Origin of the sequence: Salipiger mucosus DSM 16094 (assembly GCF_000442255.1) — a bacterium.
Lineage (GTDB): Bacteria > Pseudomonadota > Alphaproteobacteria > Rhodobacterales > Rhodobacteraceae > Salipiger > Salipiger mucosus.
The window spans coordinates 98822-121488 of sequence record NZ_KE557284.1 but is presented as its reverse complement, the minus strand read 5'-3'; the positions used below and the strand labels follow the sequence as shown (position 1 = coordinate 121488).

Sequence of the window (22667 nt, the reverse complement as noted above, 5' to 3'; positions counted from 1 at the left end):
CTCACGCGGCCCAGAGACGGCCGGCAGGGAAATCCTGCGACATGCCGAAGTCGAAGATCAGCCAGATCGCGCCCACCACGATGGCGGTGGCCAGGGCGAGGCCCAGCGGGTGGCGAAAGCCGAACAGGAAGGCGGTCAGCGGCACCGCCACGACGGTGCTTACGTAGAAGCCGATGAAATCGGTGGCGAGCGCATAGACGACGATCAGGGCAAAGGCCCCCGCGACGCGCCCGGGCGACTTGGTCATCTGCTGCGCGGGCTCGCCCGCCGCGGCCTTGCGCTGGTCCATGAGCAGCAGGATGACGGCCAGCACGATGAGGCCCACGAGCATCGCGATCGGCAGAAGGGCGGAAATGGGCCGCAGCGACATTGCGGGCACGAGGAAGCCGGCGGCGACCGCGACGATGCCGAGGGCCGTCAGGGTCTCGGGGCGGGACAGGCGATGGGACATGACACTGGCTCCGGGATCAGGGGAAGGTGTGGCGCGGGGGACGTCCCCCGCGCCGGCGCGCCTCAGTTCCAGGGCGTTTCTTCCCAGACGCCCTTCGCAAGGTCGTAGAGATCGCTGGTCAGCTCCTTGAACTCCTCGCCGGTGACGACCTCGACGGGGTTCGCGGTTGCCTTCATGGCCTCCAGGAATTCCTCGTCGGTCTCGAGTTGGGCGAAGGCGTCGAGCAGCTTGGCCTCCACGTCCTCGGGCAGGCCCGCCGGAGCGATGAAGCCGCGCATCGAGCCGTTGATCAGGTCATAGCCCTGCTCCTCGAAGGTCGGCAGGTCGGGCGCGAAGTCGGAACGCTCCTCGGTCGCGACACCCAGCACGTTCAGCTCTTCCTGGAACTCGGCCACTTCCGAGATGTTCAGGATGCCCATCGCCACGTGGCCGCCCATCAGCGCCGTGCGCGCCGGGGCCGAGCCCTTGAAGGGCACGATGGTGAACTCGGCGCCGGTCAGCTCCTGCAGCTTGATCAGCATGAAGTGGTCGTCGCCGCCGAGGCTCGACATGCCCACGGTCACCGCGCCGGGGTTCGCCTTGGCCTCTTCCACCAGCTTGTCGATGGTGTCGAGCCCGCCGCCCTTGGTGGTGACGATCACGTTTGGGTCGTTCACCACGTTGGCGAGATAGGTGAAGCTGTCCCGGTCGTAGTCGGCCTCGCGGTCGATGGTCCGCGCCATCATGCCCGGCAGGTTGAACGTGCCCAGCGTGTAGCCGTCGGGATCGGCGGTGGCCGCCTCGGTCACGCCGATCTGGCCGCTGGCGCCGGGCATGTTCTTGACCACGAGGCTGGCCCCGTCGCCGAGGTACTTCTCGATGAAGGGCGCCGCGGTGCGGGCCATCACGTCGGTGCCGCCGCCGGCGGAATAGCCGACGATCACCTCGATCGGCTTGCTGGGGTAGTCCTGCGCGAAGGCGGCGCCTGCGGCGAGCGCCATGACGCTGGCGGCGGTGGTGGTCTTGATGAGATTGAGCATGTGTTCTCCTCCTGTTTACACGCTTGGGGTTCAGTCAGCCGGGAATTCGCACCCACGCTCCTTGAGCGCGCGGTCGACCCAGCTGCGGTCGTTGGTGCCGGCCTCGATGGCCGCCATCTGCTTGATCTCGGCGTCGGATTTCGCCTGCGTCCGGGCCAGGATGTCCTCGGCCTCGTCGATCGGCACGCAGAGAACGCCGTCGCTGTCGCCGATCATGATGTCGCCGGGATGGATCACCATGCCGTCGAGGGCGACGGGCACGTTGATCTCGCCGGGGCCGTCCTTGTAGGGGCCGCGATGGGTGATGCCGGCGGCAAAGGTCGGCAGGTTGGTCTCGACGAAATTGTCCGCGTCGCGGATCGCGCCGTTCAGCACGAAGCCCGCGACGCCCTTCTTGATCGCGTAGGCCAGCATCAGCTCGCCCATCAGCGCGTTGGCAAGATCGCCGCCCGCATCGACGACGATCACGTCGCCGGGCACCGCCATGTCGATGGCCTTGTGCAGCATCAGGTTGTCGCCCGGCCGCGCCTTCACGGTCAGCGCGACACCGGCCATGCCGCCCGAGGCATGCATCGGGCGCAGGCCCGGGCCGCCGGCGGTCATGCGCGACATGCTGTCCGAGACATTCGCCACAGGCAGCTTGGCGAAGGCATCGACCAGCTCCTTCGGGGCGGCGCGGTCACGGTTCAGGATGCGGAAGCCGATGGTCATGTTCATTTCTCCACGTTTGCGAATGCTGGGGCGTCCGCAAGCAGCTTGCGGTTGGCGATCCGCGACTGCGGCACCTCGTCCCCCGCGACGATCTGGATGATGCCGCGCACCGCCTCGACGCCGACGCGCGCGCCGGCCTGGCGGGTGACGCCGCCGATATGCGGGGTCAGCACGATGGCGGGCTCTTGGAAGAAGATGTGGTCGGCCGCCGGCGGCTCGGAGGCGAAGGTGTCGAGCCCTGCCCCGGCGAGATGACCGGAGCGGATCGCCGCGACCAGCGCCGGCTCATCGATCAGCCCGCCGCGCGCGGTGTTCACCACGTAGGCGCCCTTCGGCATCTTCGCGATGCTCTCGGCGTTCAGCATCTCGCGGGTGTCCGGGGTCAGCGGGCAGTGCAGGCTCAGCACCTCGGACCGGGCGAGCAGCTCGTCGACCGTCTCGCAGCGGGTCACGCCCAGCGCCTCGAAGACGCTGTCCGGCGCGTAGGGATCGAAGCCCACAAGCGTCAGGCCCAGCCCCTGCGCCATCCGGCCCGTCGCCTGCGCGATCGCGCCCATGCCCATCAGGCCCATGGTGGCCCCGTCAAGTTCGCGCCCGGCGAAGCCCGGCTTGTCCCAACGCCCCGCGCGCAGGCCCGCGTCGAGGGGCAGCAGCCGCTTCACCGCCGCGAGCATCAGGGCGATGGCATGCTCGGCCACCGAGACCGCGTTGGCGCCACTTGCCACCAACACCGGAATGCCCCGCGCGGCGGCGGCGGCGAGGTCGATGTTGTCGACCCCCACCCCGTGCTTGGAAATCGCCCTGAGCTGCGGGGCCGCGTCCATGACCTCGGCGTCGATCCGCCCCATCCGCGAGACGATGCCCACGGCGCCGCTGGCCTGCAGGTGCTCGGAGATCACCGCGCTCTCGGCATAGGCGGGCGTGTGGACGAGGTCGAAGCCATGCTCCTTCGCCAGGGCGACGGCCGCAGGATCGAGATCGGGGCCCGTTACGAGGATGGTCTTGCTCATCGCGCATGTCTCCGGCGCGTCCCGAACGATGGCGGGACGCTGGTTCTGATCATTCCGTGTTCGTGAAGCACGCACCCTGCCTCCCAGCGGGGCGCGGCATTCCTCCTGTCGACAGAGGTTATAGAAAACTTTTACTTCACGGCAGCGCGTAATTCTGGTTATCAGATTAAGCAAAACTGGATCAGACCTTGGACACCCGCCAGCTCAAGACCCTTATCGCCATCGACACCCATGGCACCTTCGCCCAGGCGGCGGACGTGGTGCGGCTCACGCCGTCGGCGGTGAGCCAGCAGATCCAGGCGCTGGAACAGGAGCTCGGGATCCAGGTCTTCGACCGCAGCGCGCGGCCGCCGAAGCTGACGCCGCAGGGGCTTCAGGTGCTGGAGATGGCCAAGGACATCCTGCGCCGCGAAGAGGACACCAAGGCGGCCCTGCGCGGCGACCAGATCGCCGGCACGCTGATGCTGGGCTCGGTCCGGTCGAGCGCGCTCAACCTGCTGCCGCAGGCCATCGTGCGGATGCGGCACCAGTACCCGGCCCTGAAATCCAGCCTCCGGGTCTCGCTCTCGTCCACCCTGATCGCGGATGTCGCCGCCGGGCGGCTCGACGCGGCGGTGGTGGCCGAGCATGTCGGCTTCCCGCAGGCCCTCCGCTGGAGCCCCTTCCTGCGCGAGCCGCTCTGGCTGATCGCGCCGCAGGGCACGCCCGAGCGTCCCCCGACCGAGCTCATGCGCACCCTTCCCTACATCCGGTTCCGCAGCGCCGTGCCGCTCGCCAACATGATCGACACCGAGATTTCCCGCATGGGCATGATCACGCAGGACATCGCCGAGATCGACACCATCGGGGCCATCGTCACCTGCGTGCGGCAGGGACTGGGCATCTCGGTCGTGCCGCACGTGGCATTGCAGGAGCCCGAGGATCTCAAGCTGATGCGCCTGCCCTTCGGCACCCCGCAGGTGAAGCGCCAGATCGGCCTTGTCGAGCGCACCGTCTCCCCGCGCGAGGCGATCATCGCGCGCCTGCACGCGGTCCTCGCCGACCTGTGCGGCGAACACGGCCTGCAACGCGGCCCCGCCTGACGACCTCGTGGCATGCCGGATCGGTCAGGAGGCCTGCGGAGGCCCCTGGAACTCGAACCCCGCCTCGTCGCGCAGGTAGGCCTCGAAGAAGTCGGTGAAGGTCGCAACGAGCGGCGGAAGCGTGTCGTAGGGCGGATAGAAGATGCCCAGCGACAGCGGCTCGCCCTCCCAGTCGGGAAAGACCTTCTCCACCGCGCCGGACCGTTCGGCCCGCGCGGTCAGGAAATCCGGCAGCAGGGTCATCCCCACGCCGCTGCCGGCGAGCGCCAGCAGCACGTCCCCGTTGTTGCAGATGATCTCCGACCCGGCCGTGACGCTGCGCGTCTCCCCGTCCCTGGCGAAGTGCCAGCGTTCGGCCTTGCCGGCGGCGCCGTAGGACATGCAGAGCCGCGGGTCGAGCGCGCCCGGCTCGCCGGGGCGCGGCTCCCTGTCGAACAGGTCCGGCGCGGCGACAACGTGGCGGGGGATGGCGCAGATCCGGCGCCAGATCGTCGACTTGTCGGTCGGCGGGGCCGAAATGCGGATGGCCAGATCGACGCCCTCGTCGAGGATGTCGATCAGCCTGTCGGCGAGGTTCACCTGCAGGCGCACGTGCGGACAGGCCAGCCGGAAGGCCGAGATCAGCCCCGGCATGGTCCGCTGCCCGAAGGACATCGGCACGCTGATCGACAGCCTGCCGCGATCGGGCTGCATCGCCCGGTCGAGCTCGGAGGAGGCCCTGTCGAACTCCGCCACGATCGGGCGGTAGCGTGCCGCGACGCGGGCCCCCGCCGCCGTCAGCGCCACTTGCCGCGAGGTACGCACCAGCAGCTGCTGGCCAAGGTCCTGCTCCAGCCGCGCGACGATCCGCGTGACCGAGGCCGGCGTCATGCCAAGATTGCGCGCGGCCTGCGCGAAGCTCTTCCGCGCCGAGACCTCGAGAAAGACACGGACGGGTTTGAGATCGCGCATCGTTGCATTTCCGACAATGAAGGATCAGCACACATTATCATTCTCGAAACGGCAAGCCAGCCCTATCTTGATCCAGACAGCGAACGACGACAGATCGGAGACCGCAGATGATCGACCAGATCAAGGGCTTGCACCACATCACCTCGATGGCGGGGGATGCCACGGCCAACAACCGCTTCTTCACCGGCACGCTCGGCCTCCGGCGCGTGAAGAAGACCGTCAACTTCGACGCCCCCGAGGTCTATCACCTCTACTACGGCGACGAGGTCGGGACCCCCGGCTCTGTCATGACCACCTTCCCCTTCGGTCGCATGCCGAAGGGCCGGCGCGGCACCGGCGAGGTCGGCGTGACCGAATTCGCCATCCCCGAAGGTGCGCTCGACTACTGGGCCGGGCGCCTTGCCGCGCGCGGCGTGAGCGGGCTTCAGCAGGACAGCTTCCTCGGCCAGCGCCGCCTCGCCTTCGACGGGCCCGACGGCGACTCCCTCGCGCTCGTCGAGGGCGACCGGCGCGGGCGCACCGGCTGGGACGGCGCGGACGTGCCCAAGGAGGCGGCGGTGCTCGGCTTCCACGGCGCCCGGCTGCGGCTGCGCGACGCCGGCGGCGCGGCGGAGCTGCTGCGCTTCATGGGCTACCGGCAGGCGGAGAAAAGCGGCGCGGTGACGCGCTATGTCATCGAAGGCGGCAACGCCGCCGACAGCATCGACATCGAGGAGCTGCCGAACGCCGCCGCCGCGGGCCAGGGCGCCGGCTCGGTGCACCATATCGCCTTCGCGGTCGAGGATCGCGCGGCGCAGGCCGAGGTGCGCAAGGCTCTGCTCGACACCGGCTACCAGGTCACCCCGGTGATCGACCGCGACTACTTCTACGCGATCTACTTCCGCACCCCCGGCGGGGTGCTCTTCGAGATCGCGACCAACGAGCCCGGCTTCGACCGCGACGAGGACACCACCCATCTCGGCGAGGCGCTGAAGCTGCCCACCCGTTACGAGCCGCTGCGCGACAGGATCGAGGCGATCCTGCCCGAGATCGCCGAGTGAGGAGCCACCCCATGTCGACCGACCTCTACACGGCCCTCACGACCGAGCCCGCCCCGGGCGCCCCGCTGCTCTTCGCGTTCCACGGCACCGGCGGGGACGAAGCACAGTTCTTCGACCTCGCCCGAAAGCTGCTGCCCGGGGCGGGCGTGGTCTCTCCGCGCGGCGACGTCTCCGAGCGCGGGGCGGCTCGCTTCTTCCGCCGCACCGGCGAGGGCGTCTACGACATGGAGGATCTGGCGCTGCGCACCGAGCGGATGGCGGACTACATCGCCGCCCACCGCGCGCGGCACCCGGGCGCGCCGGTCTACGGCTTCGGCTATTCGAACGGCGCCAACATCCTCGCCTCCGTCGCGATGAGCCGGCCCGAGCTCTTCGACCGGATCGGCCTTTTGCACCCGCTGATCCCCTGGGAGCCGGCGCCGGTGCCGGGCCTCTCGGGCAAGCGCGTCCTGATCGCCGCCGGCCGCCGCGACCCGATCTGCCCCTGGCCCATGACCAGCGCGCTCATCGACTGGACGCAAACGCAGGGCGCAACCGTGACGACCGAGATCCACGAGGGCGGCCACGAACTCCGGCCGCAGGAAATCGAGGCTCTCTCCCGGCTTCTGGCCGACTGAACCGCGCAACCAGGAGGCAGGCCCATGACCGACCCCGTGATCACCTACACCGAAACCGGCGGCAAGGGCCGCTACCTCGCCCGCGTCGACGGCATCGACGCCGAGGCGGAGCTGACCCTCTCGAAGATGTCGGACCGCGCGATCATCGTCGATCACACCGGCGTGCCCGACGCGCTGCGCGGCCAGGGCATCGGCGCCGCCCTCGCCCGGCGCGTGATCGAGGATGCCCGCGCCGCCGGACAGCGCATCGTTCCGCTCTGTCCCTTCTTCAAGGCCTATGCTCACCGTCACCGCGAGGAACTCGCCGACGTCATCCAGTGGTGACGGCCCCGAGGCCGCGCCGAAATCGCCCCATCCCCGAAAGGACCCCGTCATGAGCTGGAACCCGACCCAGAGCCCCGAATGCCCCGACGCCGGCGCGGACGCGCTGGAGACTCTCATCATCCCCCGCGCCCGCGACCTTGGCGGCTTCGAGGTGCGCCGCGCCCTGCCCTCGCCCAAGCGGCAGATGGTCGGGCCCTTCATCTTCTTCGACCAGATGGGCCCCGCCGAGTTCATCAACGAGGGCGGCATCGACGTGCGGCCGCACCCGCACATCGGGCTCGGCACCGTGACCTACCTCTACCAGGGCGAGTTCGAACATCGCGACAGTCTCGGCACGCACCAGATGATCTACCCCGGCGAGGTCAACTGGATGATCGCCGGCCGCGGCGTCACCCACTCGGAACGCACCAGCGCCGAGACGCGAAAGACCCGGCACGACCTCTTCGGCATCCAGACCTGGATCGCCCTGCCCGAGGACCGCGAGGAAATGGCACCCGCCTTCGAGCACCACGGCAGGGGCGCGCTGCCGATGATCCGCGACGGCGGCGCCGAAGCGCGGCTGATCCTCGGCGACGCCTACGGCGAGCGCAGCCCGGTCACCCTGCCCTCCGAGACCTTCTACCTCGACGTGACGCTGCAACCCGGCGCCAGCTTCCCGCTGCCGGACAACCACGAGGACCGCGGACTTTACATCACCGAGGGCTCCGTCGAGGTCTCGGGCGACACCTTCGAGGCCGGCCGGATGATGGTCTTCCGCCCCGGCGACGGCATCTCGGTGCGCGCGGGCGCACGCGGCGCACGCCTGCTGGCGCTCGGCGGCGCCACCATGAACGAAGGGCGCTACATCTGGTGGAACTTCGTCTCCTCGTCCCGGGACCGCATCGAGACGGCCAAGGAAGCCTGGAAGGCCGGCGACTGGCAGAACGGCCCCTTCCGTCTGCCGCCCGGCGACGACGACGAGTTCATCCCGATCACGCCGGAGCTGGAACGCGGGATCCCGCGCCGCCGCTGACGCGCGGCGGAATCCCCCCGAAGTCGGTCAGCGCAGCACGCCCGCGCTGATGGCATGGCGATGCTCGGACCGTCGAAGGCCCCGCCGGCGAGCCGGTCAGGCCTGCGCCTTTGCGCAGGCCAACGGTCATGCGATGTCACGACGGCTCCGTGGCCACCTTCGGTCATCCTGCCCGGTCTTTGACAAGGCTCTTGATGAAAAGGGCGGCTCATGAGCCGCAATCCACCCGACACCGATGCAACTTGGGCAGGAAACTGCCACATGCTGATTTGAGCATTTGTCCCTGCCACCACGGCACGCCAATCCGGATCACAGGATTCAGTTATCCAGGATGGTGCAAATGACCGGATCGAAATTGAACCGACGACAGATGCTTGCCTCGGGGCTCGGGGCCGGGGCGTTCTTCCTGCTGCCCGAGGCGGCGCGGGCCCAGCACGAGGCGACCTCCGAGGGCCTGGCACTCGGCCCCGCGCGGGAGTTCTCGTTCGAGGGGCTGCAGGACCTGGCAAAGGCGCTGGCCAAGGGCGACTATTTCCCCATGAAGGTCGCCGACGAGGATATCCTCGAACAGGTGGACTACGACTACCACAACCAGATCCGCTATCGCGCCGACCGCACTCTGTGGAACGACGACGAAAGCTCGCCGGTGCAGTTCTTCTTCCCGGGCCGCTATTTCCGCGAACCGGTGCACATCTACGCGCTCGAGGACGGCCTCGCCCGCGAGGTGCCCTTTTCAACCGAGCTCTTCGACATCCCCGAGGGCAACCCGGCCCGCCGCCTCTCCCAGACCGAAGGGTTCGCGGGCTTCCGGGTGCAGGACGAGCCGGGCGGGAACGACTGGATGGCCTTCCTCGGCGCCTCCTACTGGCGCACCTCGGGCTACTCGGGGCAGTTCGGCCTCTCGGTCCGCGGTCTTGCGCTGGATACCGCCGTGCCGACCGGGCCCGAGGAATTCCCCCGCTTCACCCGCTTCTGGCTCGAAGAGCACGGCGATGGCGCGTTGACGGCCTACGCGCTGCTGGAAAGTCCCAGTGCCACGGGCGCCTACAAGATCGCCTCCGTCCACGAAGACCGCGGCGTGCTGCAGGACGTCGAGGCGCATGTCTTCCTGCGCAGCGGGGTCGAAAGGCTCGGCCTCGCCCCGCTGACCTCGATGTACTGGTACGGCAAGCCCAACGCCCACGTCGCCGCCGACTGGCGCCCCGAGGTACACGACAGCGACGGGCTCGAGATCCACATGGCCGGCGGCGAACGCATCTGGCGTCCGCTCAACAACCCGCCGCGCACCACCGCCAACAGCTTCGTCGCGCCCGACGTGAAGGGCTTCGGCCTCATGCAGCGCGAGCGGGAGTTCGACGAGTACCAGGACGACGGCGTGTTCTACGACAAGCGCGCCTCGGCCTGGGTCGAGCCGAGCTATGACTGGGGCGACGGCGCGGTGACGCTGATCGAGTTGCGCACCGACGACGAGATCCACGACAACATCGTGGCCATGTGGACCCCCGCCGCCGGGGCCGAGGCCGGAAACGAGCACCACTTCGGCTATCGCCTGACGTGGTTCGAGGACGCCCCGGTGCCGCCCAACGCCGCGCGCTTCATCGCGACCCGCCTGGGCGCGGGCGGCGTGCCCGGTCAGCCGCGCCCCGAGGGCGTGGTCAAGATCGTCTGCGATTTCGACGACATGGGCTTTGCCGGGCTTGCCCGGGACGAAGGGATCCGGCCGGTGGTGACCACCTCGCGCGGCGAGATCTCGGGCGAGACGGCCTACCCGGTGGTGGGCGAAGACTACTGGCGCGCGATCTTCGACCTGGATTTCTCGGAAATCCCCGAGGATGACGACGCGCCCATCGACCTGCGGATGTACGTGGACGTGAACGGCAGCGCACGCACCGAGACCTGGCTGATGCAGCTGTTCCCGAGCCAGCTGCGGAGCCTGCTGGCGTCGGAGGCGTGACGGCACCGCTCCCGCATGGCAACGCTCCATGCGGGAGCGAAGCGACCGGTGGTCGCGACGACATGGTCCCGACGCGGCGCCCCCGTGCTGGCGGACTTGGCGGGGTTTGCGCTCGCCCACGAGACGGTGCATGAGTGATCCGACTGCCAACAGGATCGCCAATGGCCCGGAAGAGCCTCAACAAGAAGAACCTCGTCGAGCTCGGACCTGACGTCCTGGCCGACCTGCTGCTCGAGGCCGTCAAGGGAGACGCGGCGCGACAACGGCGGGTGCGCATGGCGCTGTCCGCCGAGCAGAGCCCGCAGGACGCGGCCGCGGACGTTCGCAAGCGATTTGCATCGATCCGCCGGTCCCGCAGCTACATCTCGCGGAAGACGCAAAAGAAGGTCGCGACGGAGCTGTCCGACCTCACCGGACTGATCGAGACCCGGATCGCACCGGACAGCCCTGACATCGCCTTCGATCTCCTTTGGGACCTGCTGGGCCTCGCGCCCGGCATCCACGAGCGGACCGATGACAGCAACGGCCTGATCGGTGACGTCATGGACGAGGCGATGAGCGCCATCGCGCGCCTCTCCTCGAAGATCGACAAGGACCCGGTGCACCTGGCCGAGTTGATCTTCGATGCGCTGCGGGACAACGGCTATGGCGAATTCGATCAAGTGGTGCCGGCCCTTGCCGACCCTCTCGGTCAGACAGGCCTCAAGCGTCTCAAGGACCTTGCCGAGGAGATGCGCGCGGCACCTCTGACGGACGCGGATCTGGCAATCTATGATTTCGTCGGTGACCCGGACCGGCAGCAGGCGCTTGCGCGGGATCGCCGAAACCTGACGGCCGAGATGATCCTGCAGGACGTCGCGGACCTCCAAGGCGATGTCGATGCCTGGCTTGAACGATACTCGGCCGAGCAGCTCACGTATCATACCATCGCCCCCGACGCCGCCGCCCGGCTGCTGAACGCCGGACGTGCCGAGGAGGCGCTCCGGATCGTCAGCCAGGCGCTGAGCCGTGACGCGCGCGACAGCTCATGGTTCGACACGCCGGACCTCGACGAGGCGCATTTTGCCTGCCTCGAGGCCCTCGGACGCGAGGAGGAACTTCGGCACGCCCTTTGGGCCCGCTTCGAGCGTCGCCTCTGCCCCCATGCACTCGGGGGCCTTCTGAAACGTCTGCCCGACTTCGACGATATCGAGGCCGAGGATCGGGCCCGCGAGGTGGTCCTGGCTTACACGCCCGTCGAGGCCGGGCTCGCGTTCTGCCTGTCCTGGCCGGACACGGCATTGGCGGCCAGGCTGGTGCACAACCGATCCGACGAGCTGGACGGCAACGCCTACGAGATCCTCACGCCGGCTGCGGAGGCTCTGTGCAGCGAACACCCGCTGGCTGCGGTCCTGATCTGGCGCGCCATGATCACCTTCGCGCTCGAGCGCGGCAGGTCGAGCCGCTACGGGCACGCCGCGCGCCATCTCGCCTCCTGTGCTGCGGCAGATGCTTCGATTGCCGATTACCAGCGACACCCCGGCCATGATGCCTTCGTGGAGCATCTGCGGGCCGTTCACGGCCGCAAATCGGCATTCTGGGAGCGGACAGGACGCGTCTAGCCCGCGCGTGGAAGCAGGATTTGCGGTCGACCGAACGGACGACATCCCGTCCGTCATGCGCCCGTTTACACCCCGAGCTTTGCGGCTCACCGCGCGCACCGTAGACTACGCGGCATGGGGTATGTCACGTCGCTCTTCGCGCGCAAGGTGGTCGCCGCGGCAGGCGGCGGGATCGATGCTGCGGCCATGCTGGCCAGCGTCGGGATCGCGCCCGAAGCGCCTTGGGACCCCGGACAGATGATCCCGGCCGAGCGCTATTACGACATGCTCGAAAGGATCGCCGATCAGATCGATGTGACCGATCTTCCGGTGCGCACAGGCGCCTCGATGCGGCTTGACGAATACGGCGCGCTCGGGCTGGCCTTCAAGGCCGCGACGACGCTCGGGGCGTCCTACGCGCGGGTGGAACGCTATGCGCGCCTGTGGACCAGCGTCGTCGAATACGAGCTGCGGCCGGCGACCGGGGGCACGCTCTTCATCCTGCATCGGGCGGGCGAGCGGCGCCTCGGAATGCGGCTGTCGAACGAGGCCACGCTGGCCAGCGCCGTGTCCATCGCGCGGCAGGTCTGCCCGGTGCCGCTCGCGCCCGTGGAAGTGCTGGTCCGGCATCCCGCCCCGCGCTCGGTCGCCGCGCACGAGGCGTGGTTCGGCTGCCCGGTGCGCTTCGGCGCGGACCTCGACGCGATCCTCTATGACGACGAGACGCTGGCCCGGCCCAACATCCTCGGGGACGAGGGGATCTCGCAATACCTCGCCACGCATCTCGACGCGGAACTGTCCGAGCTCACCCGGGCGCCCGCGCTTGTCACGCAGGCCCAGGCCGCGATCGCCCAGGCCCTCAGCGAGGGGACGCCCAAGATGGCCGAGATCGCCCGCGGCCTCGGGCTCAGCGCGCGGTCCTTCCACCGGCGCCTCTCGGAGCACGGGCTCAGCTTCCAGGGCCTCACCGAGGAAACGCGCCGCGACCTCGCCGAGGGGCTCTTGCGCGACGAGAGCCATTCACTGGCCGAGATCGCGTTTCTCACCGGCTTTTCCGAGCAGAGCGCCTTCACCCGCGCGTTCAAGCGCTGGATGGGGACGACGCCCGCGGCCTATCGCAAGGACGTGTCCCGCCGCTGACGGGCGCATTGGCGAGGTCGGTCAAAAGGCTGGCAAGGCCGGTCAATACCGCGCGGCCGCCACACGTCTATCCCTTGGCGACCGAAACCGAAGCCAGGGAGACACCCCATGCAAGACCGACCGATCCTCGTCATCGGCGCGACCGGCAAGACCGGCCGCCGCGTCGCCAGCCGCCTCGAAGCGCGGGGCCTGCCCCTGCGGCGCGGCGCGCGCACTTCCGCAACGCCCTTCGACTGGGAGGCGCCCGAGACCTGGGCCCCGGCCCTGCGCGGAGCCCGTGCGGCCTATGTCACCTACTTCCCCGATCTCGCCTTCCCCGGCGCCGTGGAAAAGCTCGAGTCCCTCTGCGAGACCGCTCGCGACGTGGGTGTCGAACACCTCGTGCTGCTCTCCGGCCGCGGCGAACACCACGCCCAGCTGGGCGAAGAGGTGGTGCGCCATTCCGGCGTCGATTTCACCATCGTCCGGGCTGCCTGGTTCGCGCAGAACTTCTCCGAGGGCTACCTGCGCGATCCGGTCCTCGCCGGTGTCCTGCCGATGCCCGGTGGCGATATCGCCGAGCCCATCATCGACATCGACGACATCGCCGATGTCGTGGTCGCGGCACTGACCGAAGAGGGTCACAGGGACGCACTCTACGAGGTGACCGGCCCGCGCCTGATGACCTTCGCGGACATGGCGGGCGAGCTGTCGCGGGCCACCGGCCGCGAGATCCGGCATGTCCCGATCAGCTTCGAGGCGTTCCACGCGAATGTCGCCGAAGCGGGCGGCACCTTCGTCGCCGATGTCTTCACCGCCATCGCACGCGAGACGCTGGACGGGCGCAACGCGCTAACCACCGACGGCGTCATGCGCGCGCTCGGGCGCCCGCCCCGCGACTTCGCGGATTTCGCCCGGGCCGCCGCCCGAACCGGCGCCTGGACAAGCGCCGCCTGACACCCCGCCCCGAAAGGAACACGTCATGAGATCCACCACGTTCGAGACGTTCGCGCTCGGCGTCTCCGGCCTCACCGCGCTCACCATCGGCGCGTTCATCCTGCTCGCACCGCAGGCCTTCTATGCCGGCTACGGCATCACGCTCGGCAAGGATGCCAGCCTGCTGAGCGAATTGCGCGCCCCCGGCGCCGGTCTCGCCGGGTTCGGCGTCCTGATGCTGCTCGGGATCTGGCGGCACGAGGTGCTGCCCGCCTCCATTGCGGCTGCCCTGACGGTCTTCATCGCCTTTCCGGCGGGGCGGCTGGTCGGGCTTGCGATGGACGGGACGCCGTCCGGCAGCGTCATCGGCGCGCTCGTCGTCGAACTGGTGATCGCCGCGCTCTGCCTCGCGGCCTTCCGCCGGCGCCTCCGGCAGCCGCCGCCCGCCCTTGGCGCGGCACATCCAGCGCGCTGAGACCGACAGCAGGATCGACGCGACGGAGACCGGGACCGGGACGACCGGAGTTCGCACTGGAGAAGCCCGCCGGGCACGATTCGGTCGGGTCGCGACTTGGGTCGCTCAGCCCCCCTCGTTGCAGGCGAATGAGGGGCGGGATGCACGGCTGGCGACGACCGGAAGCGCGTCCACGCTTGAGGACGGTCTCCAGCTGCTGACCATGCCGGAGGCGCGAACCGGACATTGAGCCATCACGCCTTGTGGAACACGCTCGCAGCACGATCTCCCCGTCCAGCGCCAATCGCCCGCGCGCAACGATCTCCCCCGGCCATCGGCGATGCCCTTCGCGGGGGTCGGGACCACGTGCTATCACCTTGACAGGGCGCCTCGACGCGCAGCCCGACCCCGGAGCGAATGACTGACGACATATGGACAAGCTTTCCGTCATGCGCGCCTTTCGGCGCATCGTCGAACGCGGCAGTTTCGCACGGGCAGCGGAGGATCTCGGCGTTTCGCCGGCGCTGCTCAGCAGGGAAATCAAGCTGCTCGAGGAAAGCCTCGGGACCACGCTGCTCACGCGCACGACGCGCGCCATGTCCCTGACCGATGCAGGCAGGCTCTACTACGACGAGGCCAGCGGCATCCTCGATGCCGTCACCGGAGTCGAGACACGTATCCGCGACGGCGCCGGGACCGTGGGAGGCCACCTGAAGGTGAATGCCTCCAGCTCCTTCGGGCAGGCCGTCATCGCCCCGATCCTGCCGGGCTTTCTCGATGCCTACCCCGATCTGCGCGTGACCCTCTCCATGGACGACCGCGTGGTGGACATGATCGAGGGCGGGTTCGACGTCTCGATCCGCATACGTGCCGCCATGCCGGACTCGGCCCTGCTCGCGCGAAAGATCGGGACCATGCGGCAACGGATCTTTGCCGCCCCCGGCTATCTTGAGCGCGCCGGCACGCCGCAGGAGCCGCAGGACATCGCCAACCACCGGGTTCTGGGGTTCCTGCTGGCAGATCACCTGACCTCATGGGTCCTGCACGGGCCCGCCGGCACGACCACCGTCGCGCTCGACCCGCCCGTCCGCCTCGGCAACAGCCTCGTGCTGCGCGACCTGCTGGTCGCAGGCCAGGGGCTTGGCACCCTGCCCGATTTCGTCTCGCACGAACCGGAGGCGCGCGGCGAGCTTGTGCGCGTGCTTCCGGACTGGGAGCTTCCCGCGCCCGAGATCTTCGCCGTCACCGCGTCGCGGCTTGGAATGGATGCAAAGGTCACCGCCTTTCTCGACCACCTGGGCCACGCCTTGCGGTCCTGACATTCTTCAACCAGCGTAAAGAATGAAGTGAGCGCGCGCGGCTTATTGCGCCGCAGCGCGTCCGCGATCCTTCCGGGCACAGAAACCCCAACCCGAGAGGATCCCATGACCCGCGTTCTCGTTCTCTACTATTCCAGCTATGGCCATGTCCGCGCCCTCGCGCAGGCCGAGGCCGACGGCGCCCTGTCCGTGCCCGGAACCCATGCCGACCTGCGCCGCGTGCCTGACACCATGCCGGAAGACCTGCGGCGAAAGGCCGGCTTCATCTCCGACGACACGCCCGTCGCGGCCCCCGCCGATCTCGAAGCCTACGACGCCATCATTCTGGGCACGCCGACCCGGTTCGGGATGATGGCCGGGCAGATGAAGTCCTTCCTCGACCAGGCCGGCGGCCTCTGGGCACGCAACGCATTGGTCGGCAAGGTCGGTGCCGTCTTCGCCTCCACCGGCTCGCAGCACGGCGGGCACGAGGCGACGATGCTGTCCACCCAGATCCCGCTCCAGCACTTCGGCATGCTCATCGTCGGCATGCCCTACAGCTTTGCGGGGCAGACGACCGCCGATGCCATCGTCGGCGGGGCGCCCTACGGCGCGGGAACGATCGCCGGCGCCGACGGATCGCGCAGCCCCACCGAGACCGACCTTGCCGGAGCACGCTTCCAGGGGGCGCACGTCGCCCGGATCGCCGCGCGACTCACCGGGGCGGCCCTGCAAGAGGAGGCCGCATGATGCCCTCGCTCACCATCGACTTCTTTCACGACGTCGTCTGCTGCTGGTGCTTCAACATATCCTCGCGGATGCGCAACCTGGCCGAGGCGCGCGACATCGCGGACCGGGCAACCTTGCTGGATGTCGCGGACGAACTCGGCTTCGAGACCGAGGCCTTTGCCGGGATGCTCGACGCTCCGACCACCTCAGGCGCGGTGGAGGCCGACCGCCAACACGCCCGGACGCTTCAGGTCCGTGCCATTCCCGCCCTCGTGATCCGCGAGACGGGCACACGCCTGATCAACGGGCCGCGCGAGGCTCTCGCCGCGCAGATCGGCGCCGCCCTTCACCTGACCGTCTGAAAGGATCACGGAATGACTTTTCTCATCCGCTCCCACAGCATGCGTTTCGCGCCCGCGCACATACCCCGGACGCGCCCCGACGTGCCGCCCGGCCTGCTGTGTGACGTCGGCCTCGAGAGCACCACGCCCTGCCCGCAAGGCCAGTCTCATCCGCTCTGGCAACGGCCCCGGCAAGGAGGCAGGACATGACCCGCCGCGCCGACATTCTTCTGACCGCGCTTGCCCCGGCGATCTGGGGCAGCACCTATCTTGTCACGACCGAAGCTCTGCCGCCGGGCTATCCCGTGACCCTGGCGACGCTGCGCGCGCTGCCCGCGGGGCTGCTGCTGCTGGCGCTCACGCGCTGCCTGCCGCCGCGCAACTGGTTGGCCCGGGTGTTCCTGCTGGGCGCCTTCAACTTCGCGCTGTTCTGGGTGCTGCTGTTCGTGGCCGCATACCGCCTTCCCGGCGGGGTCGCGGCGACGCTGGGCGCGCTGCAGGCGATGATGGTCATCGGCATGGCACGCGGCTGGCTCGGCACACCGATCCGGGCCGGTGCCGTACTTGCCGCCGCCGCCGGTGTGTGTGGCGTCGCACTGCTGCTCACGGGGCCGGAGGCGCGGCTCGACCCCGTCGGCATCGCGGCCGGCCTCGGTGGTGCGGCATCCATGGCGGCCGGCACCGTGCTCAGCCGCAAGTGGCAGCCACCCGTGTCGGCATTGAGCTTCACGGCCTGGCAACTGAGCGCAGGCGGGCTGATCCTTCTTCCCCTCGCGCTGGTGCTGGAGCCGCCCCTGCCGCCGCTCACGATGTCCAACCTGGCCGGCCTTGCCTGGCTTGGCCTGATCGGGGCTGCCGCGACCTATGCGATCTGGTTTCGGGGCGTCGCCCGGCTGGAACCCGGCGCGGTCTCCATGCTCGGACTGATGAGCCCCGTCACGGCGGTGATCCTCGGCTGGGGCTGGCTGGGTCAGTCCCTGACGCCTCTGCAGATCAGCGGAGCCATGATCGTCCTCGGCTCGGTCTGGTTCGGCCAGCGGGCAAACCGCCCCGCTGGCGTCAGAACACGCGGCACCACCGTGGAGCACTCCGCCCGGATCGCCTGACGCGGGCACGGGGCAGGATGCGCCGGACCACCGGGGAACGCGCCTGCGCTCCCCGGCCTCAGGCGTTCGGGCCGGAGCCGTCAATGCTGGCCGAGGATCGCCAAGACGCGTGTTCTCGCCGGCGGGCTTGCTCACGCCCGCCGGAGACCGGGTGACGCGCCATTCGATCAGGCGACGGTCATGCGGCCGATCTCCTCGGCCAGATCCGAACACAGGTCGCGCATGCGCTCCGGGTCGGTTTCACGCTGCGCCTGCACCTTCAGGCCGAAGATGTAGGTCTGCACCCGGCGCGCCAGCCGCCCGGTGTCGCAGTCCTTCGGAAGTTCGCCCTTGTCCCGGGCCTCGACGAGAGCCGCGCCGATCACCTGCTCCACCCGATCCAGATGCCCGGTGATGAAGGCACGCAGTTCGCTTTCCTGCGGGACCTCGAGCAGCGACTTCACCAGCATGCAGGCCGTCGACGGGCGGTCACAGGGCGCGAGGTCGGCAAGGCCACGAAGATGCGCCTGCATCGCGCTCAGAGGCGAGGCACTGCTGGAGATCAGAGCTTCGAGCTCCGATGTCATGCGCTTGGCGTAGCGGTCGAGTGTGGCGCGAAACAGCGCCTCCTTGCTCTGGAACGCGGCGTAGATCGAGCCGGGCTTCATCGACAGCGTGGCCTCGAGATCCTTCAGCGAGGTCGCGTGGTAGCCTTTCGTCCAGAACAGGACCATCGCCGCGTCGAGCGCGGCGTCCCGGTCATATGAAGCGGTGCGTGCCATGCCACGCATCTAAGAACGTCGCGCGCCCGGGCACAATGGCTTCACGAAAACGTTTGAGCGAACGCTCAAATATATTCTTGAGCAATCACTCAATAATCGACAGGTTGGTGCTGCTGCAACGAGGCACACCCAGAAAGGAGCCCCCAATGACCAAGTTCGAGAAGCTCGACGAAACGTCGGCAACCCCCGCGGCCCTTCCCCTGATCGAGAAATCCAAAGCCGCGTTTGGCCGCCTGCCGGGCCTGCACGCGGTGATGGCGCGCGCTCCCGCCCTGCTGGACGGCTACCAGGTCCTGCACCGCCTGTTCGCCGAGGAGACATCCTTCGACGCCGACGAAAAGACGGTCGTCTGGCAGACCATCAACGTCTACCACCAGTGCCATTACTGCGTTCCCGCCCACACCGGCATCGCCAAGGCGATGAAGGTGGACGATGCGATCACCGATGCGCTGCGCGACGAGACCCCGCTGCCGACGCAGAAGCTCGAGGCGCTGCGGACCTTCACGCTGGCGATGGCCGAAAGCCGTGGCAACCCGACGGATGCGCAACTGGAAGCCTTCTACGCCGAGGGCTACGGTGAACAGCAGGTGCTGGAGATCGTGCTCGGCCTCGCCCAGAAGGTGATGAGCAACTACACCAACCACCTGGCCGAGACGCCGGTCGATGCGCCGATGCAGAAGTTCGCCTGGACGCCGAAAGCGCAGCGTTGATCCATCGACGCAGGGGGCCGTGGCTCGGCTCCCTGCCCGGCCTGTCCGGCCTGTCCGGTTGCCAACCCGCCCCCGAAGCTGCCACGCACGCGATCCGACACGGCGCGCAAGCGCCAGCGCGTCTTGACCTGCACAGCGGCCAAGGAACACCAGGACGTCGACCGTCTCGCAGATCGAAGCCCCCCGGAGTCGCCTTGCCATCCCCTTGCTGCACGATAGGTTGATTCAAACGATCATTGCCGGGGGGTTGGCACCAGATTGAGACTCGAACTGACTGTTCCGACGAGCCTTCGCGGCCAGACGCAGATGCTGGATGCGCTGGAGGCCGTTGAGGGAAGAAAGCAGACCAAGGCCCTGTTGCGCCCGATCCTGGAGATCATAAGCCGAGCCCTCTCCTCCGGTATCCAGCAGGAATTCTTCGCCAACTTCGAGCGCTATGCCCAAGAGCCGAACCTGCCTCGACAGGGCCGCGGAGATGTGCGCATCGCGCTCGATCTGCCCGAGAATGATCTCGACGCGGTGCGTGGCGACCTCATCGATGTCGCCATGGAGGGATCCGAATGGATCTGGCAGACCGCGTCGGACGGACGGGCCGCCGCGGTCTTCGAGGTTCTCTGCGACATCCTCGACGAGGGGCTTGCCCCATCCGAGCAGCAGGCGCTTCTCGACGCAAACCTCGCCGACCTGGCGGACTGACCTCGCTTGGGCGCAACGGCACGGCACGCGCCGTGCAGACCGAATGCAGCTGGGCCAGGACGCTGACGGGCTGGCCGTGCTGAGCGCTGAGCGCGATCCCGGGCGGCACCCGCGGGCCCGCACTGCATGAGGCAAAGGGCATCTCAGGCGCGCTCCTGCGCGCACCCCTTGTTTTCTTGGCTCTGGGCGGGGTCGACCTTACGCCCTCGCGCGAAAACCCGGTTTCGAGGTCCTTTCCCTCAGGATGGCGCAAGGCTGACGAAAGGGTCGGTCAGGATCATGCCAGGGTTGGCTGGTGAGTGGTAGGGTCACCAGCCGGCACACCGGCACTCCAGCTTCAGAGAAACAGGGACGCGCCTCCCGCCGCAATCGCCACCGCGTAGACCGGCAGGACACGCAGCCCCAGGGCCGCGTTCCCGGCGATGAGGCTGATGCCTCCCTTGACGACCGTGTTGACCGAGACCGCGATGAAGATCGCCGTCACGCCGCGCGCGGCCACGAGATCCGTGCCGACCAGCCGCGACACCGAGATCGTCAGCGCATCCACGTCGGTCACCCCCGACAGCGCCGCGGCCGCGTAGACCCCTCCGGCACCGAGCCACTGCTGGAGGTAATGCACGCCCAGCAGGACCACCGCCAGGACCACGCCGAAGGAAAGCGCGGCCACCAGCTCCAGCGGATTGCCAACCCCCTCGATCCGCTCGCCGCTTTTCCGCCCCCTGCCCGACAGCGCATAGATCGCCGCGGCCCCGGCCAGCCCCACGCCCGCCATGACGCCCATCGGCAGCGCGAGCGGCGCGACCAGCAGCGGCTGGAAGATGGCGGCGAGGACCAGGATGCGCAGGAAGGTGACCGAGCCCGCGACGAGGACCCCCACGGCAGCGCGCGCCGCGAAGGCCGGCTGCGCATGGACGACGCGCGCCAGCGACAGCGTGGTCGCGGTCGAGGAGGCAAGACCACCGAAGGCCCCCGTCATCAGCATGCCCAGGTCGGCCCCGCCGAGCCGGATCGCGACATAGCCCAGGAAGGACAGCCCTGCGACCACCACGATGGCCCACCAGATCTCGTGCGGGTTCAGCGTCCCGCCCGGCCCGTAGCCCTGGTCCGGCATGAGCGGCAGGACAACGACCGAGATCAGGGCCAGCTTCAGCACCGCCGAAACCTCGATCTGCTCCATGCGCGCCACCCAGAGGTGCAGCTTCGTCTTCATCGAGAGCAACAGGGCGGCCACCACCGCCGCTGCCGCGGCCGGCTCCATCGGACCCAGCATCGAGGCCGCGCCAAGCGCGAAAGTCAGCAGCAGCGCGATCTCGGTCGTGATCCCGACGTCGTCTTCGCGGCCGAGGCTGATCCAGTAGCTCGCGACCAGCAGCATGGCGAGCGATACGAGGCCCGCCGCCAGGATGATCGGCGAGACCTCCGTGGCCACCCACCCCAGCACGCCGCCGAAAAGCGCCACCAGCGCGAAGGTCCGCACCCCGGCCACGCGCCGCCCCTCGTCGTATACCCGCTCATGCCAGCCGCGCTCGAGGCCGAGCAGCAGCCCGATCAGCAAGGCGAGCCCGAGGCGCTGGAAGATGTCGATGTCGGTCATGGCAAACAAGAGAAGCGGAATCGTCTGGTGTCCGGTCGGATCACCGAAAAGATCATATCAAAGCTCGCCCCGGAACGTCAGGCATGGCTCTGCCAGCCGGGCGACACCGCCGTCACGGGCCCCGGCCATGAGATCGGCCATGTCGACCGCGCTCACGGGCTCGGCCATCACATGCTCTTCGGATCGCCCGGCCTTCGGACCCGCGTCGGACATGCCGTCCCTGCACAACGGAACCCAAATGCCCTGGCGCCCCTCGATAGCGCGTCAGACACCTATGGAAACAGCGGCGAAGATGGGTGGCGGAGGCTGTGGGATTCGAACCCACGGACCCCGTGAAGGGTCAACGGTTTTCAAGACCGCCGCATTCGACCACTCTGCCAAGCCTCCGTCGCCGTGCTCTACGCCGGGACGGGCGATTCTGGAAGCGATGCATGGGAAAATCCGCCCGCCGCCGGACTGCAGGCTTTTCTTGCCCCGGTCGAAACTGTACCCTTGCCCGCAAAACGCGGAAAATCCGCAGGGGGTCGCTGTCATGCCGGGGCGGCGGCGCGGCCCGGGCAGGCTTGACGAGCAGGGACAGACGATGGGCAGACACGACGTGACATTCCGCAGCGCGCTTCGGCGCGGGCTTCTCCTTTGCGCGACCGCGGGCCTGCTGGCCGGCTGCGACGACGCGCAGATGCCCGGCTTCCTGCAACCCGCGGCCGAGGCCGAGGGCGGCACCGGGACCGTCAGCCGCGCCGCCCGCGGCACCGAGCGCGACGTCGAGGCCCCCGAGGTCTTCCAGGTCCGCGAGGCCGGGCTCTGGGATGGCCGCCCCTCGCTGGGCGGTGTCTGGGTCGCCCACCCCGAGGTCGCCGAGCCCGAGCGCGTCATCATCCGCAACCAGCAGAACGGCCAGTTCGTGATCGGCGCGCTCTTCCGGCGCGAGCGGCAGACCCCCGGCCCGCGCCTGCAGGTCTCCTCCGATGCCGCCGCCGCGCTGGGAATGCTCGCGGGCTCGCCCACCAACCTCGACGTCGTGGCCCTGCGCCGCGAGGAGTCCCCCGCCGGGGCCGAAACCGTGCCCGCCGCGACGCCCGCCCCCGGCGAGGACGCCGAAGGCGGCACCATGAGCGCCGCGCCCGAGGTCTCGGAAGGCGCGCTCGACCCGGTGGCCGCCGGCGCCGCCG

23 protein-coding genes, 1 tRNA gene and 1 pseudogene are annotated in these 22667 nt (G+C 68.9%); 17 read left to right on the top strand and 8 right to left on the bottom strand.

Going from position 1 to position 22667, the window contains the following annotated elements:
* Position 1 precedes the first annotated feature (1 nt).
* From SALMUC_RS23955 to SALMUC_RS23940, 4 genes are all read right to left on the bottom strand, one after another.
* Positions 2-451: a tripartite tricarboxylate transporter TctB family protein gene (locus SALMUC_RS23955; RefSeq protein ID WP_020041542.1), complete on the bottom strand. Its 450-nt coding sequence runs from the start codon at positions 449-451 to the stop codon at positions 2-4.
* 62 nt (positions 452-513) lie between these two features.
* Positions 514-1470, bottom strand: coding sequence for a Bug family tripartite tricarboxylate transporter substrate binding protein (locus SALMUC_RS23950; RefSeq protein ID WP_020041541.1), 957 nt, complete (start codon positions 1468-1470; stop codon positions 514-516).
* 30 nt (positions 1471-1500) lie between these two features.
* The gene (locus SALMUC_RS23945) at positions 1501-2187 is read right to left on the bottom strand and encodes an RraA family protein (protein ID WP_020041540.1); all 687 of its coding nucleotides are present in this window, start codon (positions 2185-2187) and stop codon (positions 1501-1503) included.
* A complete protein-coding gene (locus SALMUC_RS23940; protein WP_020041539.1) occupies positions 2184-3191 on the bottom strand; it encodes a hydroxyacid dehydrogenase in 1008 nt (335 codons plus the stop codon). Before SALMUC_RS23940 ends, SALMUC_RS23945 begins: the two co-directional genes overlap by 4 nt.
* A 188-nt stretch (positions 3192-3379) precedes the next feature.
* On the opposite strand from SALMUC_RS23940, the gene SALMUC_RS23935 reads away from it, so the two are divergent.
* On the top strand, positions 3380-4273 hold the full coding sequence (locus SALMUC_RS23935) for a LysR family transcriptional regulator (RefSeq protein WP_020041538.1): 894 nt from the start codon (positions 3380-3382) through the stop codon (positions 4271-4273).
* 24 nt (positions 4274-4297) lie between these two features.
* Here SALMUC_RS23935 and SALMUC_RS23930 read toward each other — a convergent pair whose 3' ends face one another.
* Entirely contained in the window at positions 4298-5224 is a 927-nt protein-coding gene (locus tag SALMUC_RS23930) for a LysR family transcriptional regulator (protein WP_020041537.1), read from the bottom strand.
* 107 nt (positions 5225-5331) lie between these two features.
* On the opposite strand from SALMUC_RS23930, the gene SALMUC_RS23925 reads away from it, so the two are divergent.
* The 13 genes from SALMUC_RS23925 to SALMUC_RS23865 all read left to right on the top strand — a co-directional run bounded on the left by SALMUC_RS23925 (position 5332) and on the right by SALMUC_RS23865 (position 17734).
* Positions 5332-6264, top strand: coding sequence for a VOC family protein (locus SALMUC_RS23925; RefSeq protein WP_020041536.1), 933 nt, complete (start codon positions 5332-5334; stop codon positions 6262-6264).
* 11 nt (positions 6265-6275) lie between these two features.
* Positions 6276-6881, top strand: a complete 606-nt coding sequence (locus SALMUC_RS23920) for an alpha/beta hydrolase (RefSeq protein ID WP_020041535.1) — start codon at positions 6276-6278, stop codon at positions 6879-6881.
* Positions 6882-6905: 24 nt separating this feature from the next.
* A complete protein-coding gene (locus SALMUC_RS23915) occupies positions 6906-7205 on the top strand; it encodes a GNAT family N-acetyltransferase (RefSeq protein WP_020041534.1) in 300 nt (99 codons plus the stop codon).
* A gap of 49 nt (positions 7206-7254) precedes the next feature.
* Entirely contained in the window at positions 7255-8217 is a 963-nt protein-coding gene (locus SALMUC_RS23910; protein ID WP_020041533.1) for a pirin family protein, read from the top strand.
* 340 nt (positions 8218-8557) lie between these two features.
* Complete coding sequence (locus SALMUC_RS23905; protein ID WP_020041532.1) at positions 8558-10171, top strand: OpgD/OpgG family glucan biosynthesis protein; 1614 nt, start codon at positions 8558-8560, stop codon at positions 10169-10171.
* A 161-nt stretch (positions 10172-10332) separates the two neighbouring features.
* Entirely contained in the window at positions 10333-11772 is a 1440-nt protein-coding gene (locus SALMUC_RS23900) for a DUF6880 family protein (RefSeq protein ID WP_020041531.1), read from the top strand.
* Positions 11773-11886: 114 nt separating this feature from the next.
* On the top strand, positions 11887-12891 hold the full coding sequence (locus SALMUC_RS23895) for an AraC family transcriptional regulator (protein ID WP_021120909.1): 1005 nt from the start codon (positions 11887-11889) through the stop codon (positions 12889-12891).
* Between the two features lie 108 nt (positions 12892-12999).
* Complete coding sequence (locus SALMUC_RS23890) at positions 13000-13827, top strand: NAD(P)H-binding protein (RefSeq protein ID WP_020041529.1); 828 nt, start codon at positions 13000-13002, stop codon at positions 13825-13827.
* A gap of 25 nt (positions 13828-13852) precedes the next feature.
* Positions 13853-14281 (top strand): DUF4345 domain-containing protein, encoded by a 429-nt coding sequence (locus SALMUC_RS23885; protein ID WP_020041528.1) that lies wholly within the window; start codon positions 13853-13855, stop codon positions 14279-14281.
* A 410-nt stretch (positions 14282-14691) separates the two neighbouring features.
* Complete coding sequence (locus tag SALMUC_RS23880; RefSeq protein ID WP_020041527.1) at positions 14692-15579, top strand: LysR family transcriptional regulator; 888 nt, start codon at positions 14692-14694, stop codon at positions 15577-15579.
* A 105-nt stretch (positions 15580-15684) separates the two neighbouring features.
* Complete coding sequence (wrbA, locus tag SALMUC_RS23875) at positions 15685-16308, top strand: NAD(P)H:quinone oxidoreductase (RefSeq protein ID WP_020041526.1); 624 nt, start codon at positions 15685-15687, stop codon at positions 16306-16308.
* Positions 16305-16649 (top strand): DsbA family oxidoreductase, encoded by a 345-nt coding sequence (locus tag SALMUC_RS23870; protein ID WP_020041525.1) that lies wholly within the window; start codon positions 16305-16307, stop codon positions 16647-16649. The genes wrbA and SALMUC_RS23870 overlap by 4 nt, the downstream gene beginning before the upstream one ends.
* 185 nt (positions 16650-16834) lie before the next feature.
* Entirely contained in the window at positions 16835-17734 is a 900-nt protein-coding gene (locus SALMUC_RS23865) for an EamA family transporter (protein ID WP_020041524.1), read from the top strand.
* A gap of 167 nt (positions 17735-17901) precedes the next feature.
* On the opposite strand, the gene SALMUC_RS23860 is transcribed toward SALMUC_RS23865, so the two are convergent.
* Positions 17902-18495 (bottom strand): TetR/AcrR family transcriptional regulator, encoded by a 594-nt coding sequence (locus SALMUC_RS23860; RefSeq protein ID WP_021120908.1) that lies wholly within the window; start codon positions 18493-18495, stop codon positions 17902-17904.
* Between the two features lie 146 nt (positions 18496-18641).
* Between SALMUC_RS23860 and SALMUC_RS23855 the strand changes: the two genes are divergently transcribed.
* Together SALMUC_RS23855 and SALMUC_RS23850 are read left to right on the top strand one after the other, a co-directional pair.
* Complete coding sequence (locus SALMUC_RS23855; RefSeq protein WP_020041522.1) at positions 18642-19205, top strand: carboxymuconolactone decarboxylase family protein; 564 nt, start codon at positions 18642-18644, stop codon at positions 19203-19205.
* A 306-nt stretch (positions 19206-19511) separates the two neighbouring features.
* Positions 19512-19901: a hypothetical protein gene (locus SALMUC_RS23850; protein WP_020041521.1), complete on the top strand. Its 390-nt coding sequence runs from the start codon at positions 19512-19514 to the stop codon at positions 19899-19901.
* A gap of 337 nt (positions 19902-20238) precedes the next feature.
* Here the strand turns inward: SALMUC_RS23850 and SALMUC_RS23845 are convergent, their stop codons facing one another.
* Together SALMUC_RS23845 and SALMUC_RS23840 are read right to left on the bottom strand one after the other, a co-directional pair.
* On the bottom strand, positions 20239-21495 hold the full coding sequence (locus tag SALMUC_RS23845; RefSeq protein WP_020041520.1) for an MgtC/SapB family protein: 1257 nt from the start codon (positions 21493-21495) through the stop codon (positions 20239-20241).
* Between the two features lie 297 nt (positions 21496-21792).
* Positions 21793-21882: transfer RNA gene (locus SALMUC_RS23840), tRNA-Ser, on the bottom strand.
* A 196-nt stretch (positions 21883-22078) separates the two neighbouring features.
* Between SALMUC_RS23840 and SALMUC_RS30695 the strand changes: the two are divergent.
* A pseudogene (locus tag SALMUC_RS30695) lies at positions 22079-22667 on the top strand (SPOR domain-containing protein); the annotation flags it as partial.

What these genes read in the sequence shown, in the direction of transcription:
- SALMUC_RS23955 (WP_020041542.1), bottom strand. Translation starts at nt 451, where the DNA reads ATGTCCCATCGCCTGTCCCGCCCCGAGACCCTGACGGCCCTCGGCATC.
- SALMUC_RS23950 (WP_020041541.1), bottom strand. Translation starts at nt 1,470, where the DNA reads ATGCTCAATCTCATCAAGACCACCACCGCCGCCAGCGTCATGGCGCTC.
- SALMUC_RS23945 (WP_020041540.1), bottom strand. Translation starts at nt 2,187, where the DNA reads ATGAACATGACCATCGGCTTCCGCATCCTGAACCGTGACCGCGCCGCC.
- SALMUC_RS23940 (WP_020041539.1), bottom strand. Translation starts at nt 3,191, where the DNA reads ATGAGCAAGACCATCCTCGTAACGGGCCCCGATCTCGATCCTGCGGCC.
- SALMUC_RS23930 (WP_020041537.1), bottom strand. Translation starts at nt 5,224, where the DNA reads ATGCGCGATCTCAAACCCGTCCGTGTCTTTCTCGAGGTCTCGGCGCGG.
- SALMUC_RS23925 (WP_020041536.1), top strand. Translation starts at nt 5,332, where the DNA reads ATGATCGACCAGATCAAGGGCTTGCACCACATCACCTCGATGGCGGGG.
- SALMUC_RS23920 (WP_020041535.1), top strand. Translation starts at nt 6,276, where the DNA reads ATGTCGACCGACCTCTACACGGCCCTCACGACCGAGCCCGCCCCGGGC.
- SALMUC_RS23915 (WP_020041534.1), top strand. Translation starts at nt 6,906, where the DNA reads ATGACCGACCCCGTGATCACCTACACCGAAACCGGCGGCAAGGGCCGC.
- SALMUC_RS23910 (WP_020041533.1), top strand. Translation starts at nt 7,255, where the DNA reads ATGAGCTGGAACCCGACCCAGAGCCCCGAATGCCCCGACGCCGGCGCG.
- SALMUC_RS23905 (WP_020041532.1), top strand. Translation starts at nt 8,558, where the DNA reads ATGACCGGATCGAAATTGAACCGACGACAGATGCTTGCCTCGGGGCTC.
- SALMUC_RS23900 (WP_020041531.1), top strand. Translation starts at nt 10,333, where the DNA reads ATGGCCCGGAAGAGCCTCAACAAGAAGAACCTCGTCGAGCTCGGACCT.
- SALMUC_RS23895 (WP_021120909.1), top strand. Translation starts at nt 11,887, where the DNA reads ATGGGGTATGTCACGTCGCTCTTCGCGCGCAAGGTGGTCGCCGCGGCA.
- SALMUC_RS23890 (WP_020041529.1), top strand. Translation starts at nt 13,000, where the DNA reads ATGCAAGACCGACCGATCCTCGTCATCGGCGCGACCGGCAAGACCGGC.
- SALMUC_RS23885 (WP_020041528.1), top strand. Translation starts at nt 13,853, where the DNA reads ATGAGATCCACCACGTTCGAGACGTTCGCGCTCGGCGTCTCCGGCCTC.
- SALMUC_RS23880 (WP_020041527.1), top strand. Translation starts at nt 14,692, where the DNA reads ATGGACAAGCTTTCCGTCATGCGCGCCTTTCGGCGCATCGTCGAACGC.
- wrbA (WP_020041526.1), top strand. Translation starts at nt 15,685, where the DNA reads ATGACCCGCGTTCTCGTTCTCTACTATTCCAGCTATGGCCATGTCCGC.
- SALMUC_RS23870 (WP_020041525.1), top strand. Translation starts at nt 16,305, where the DNA reads ATGATGCCCTCGCTCACCATCGACTTCTTTCACGACGTCGTCTGCTGC.
- SALMUC_RS23865 (WP_020041524.1), top strand. Translation starts at nt 16,835, where the DNA reads ATGACCCGCCGCGCCGACATTCTTCTGACCGCGCTTGCCCCGGCGATC.
- SALMUC_RS23860 (WP_021120908.1), bottom strand. Translation starts at nt 18,495, where the DNA reads ATGGCACGCACCGCTTCATATGACCGGGACGCCGCGCTCGACGCGGCG.
- SALMUC_RS23855 (WP_020041522.1), top strand. Translation starts at nt 18,642, where the DNA reads ATGACCAAGTTCGAGAAGCTCGACGAAACGTCGGCAACCCCCGCGGCC.
- SALMUC_RS23850 (WP_020041521.1), top strand. Translation starts at nt 19,512, where the DNA reads ATGCTGGATGCGCTGGAGGCCGTTGAGGGAAGAAAGCAGACCAAGGCC.
- SALMUC_RS23845 (WP_020041520.1), bottom strand. Translation starts at nt 21,495, where the DNA reads ATGACCGACATCGACATCTTCCAGCGCCTCGGGCTCGCCTTGCTGATC.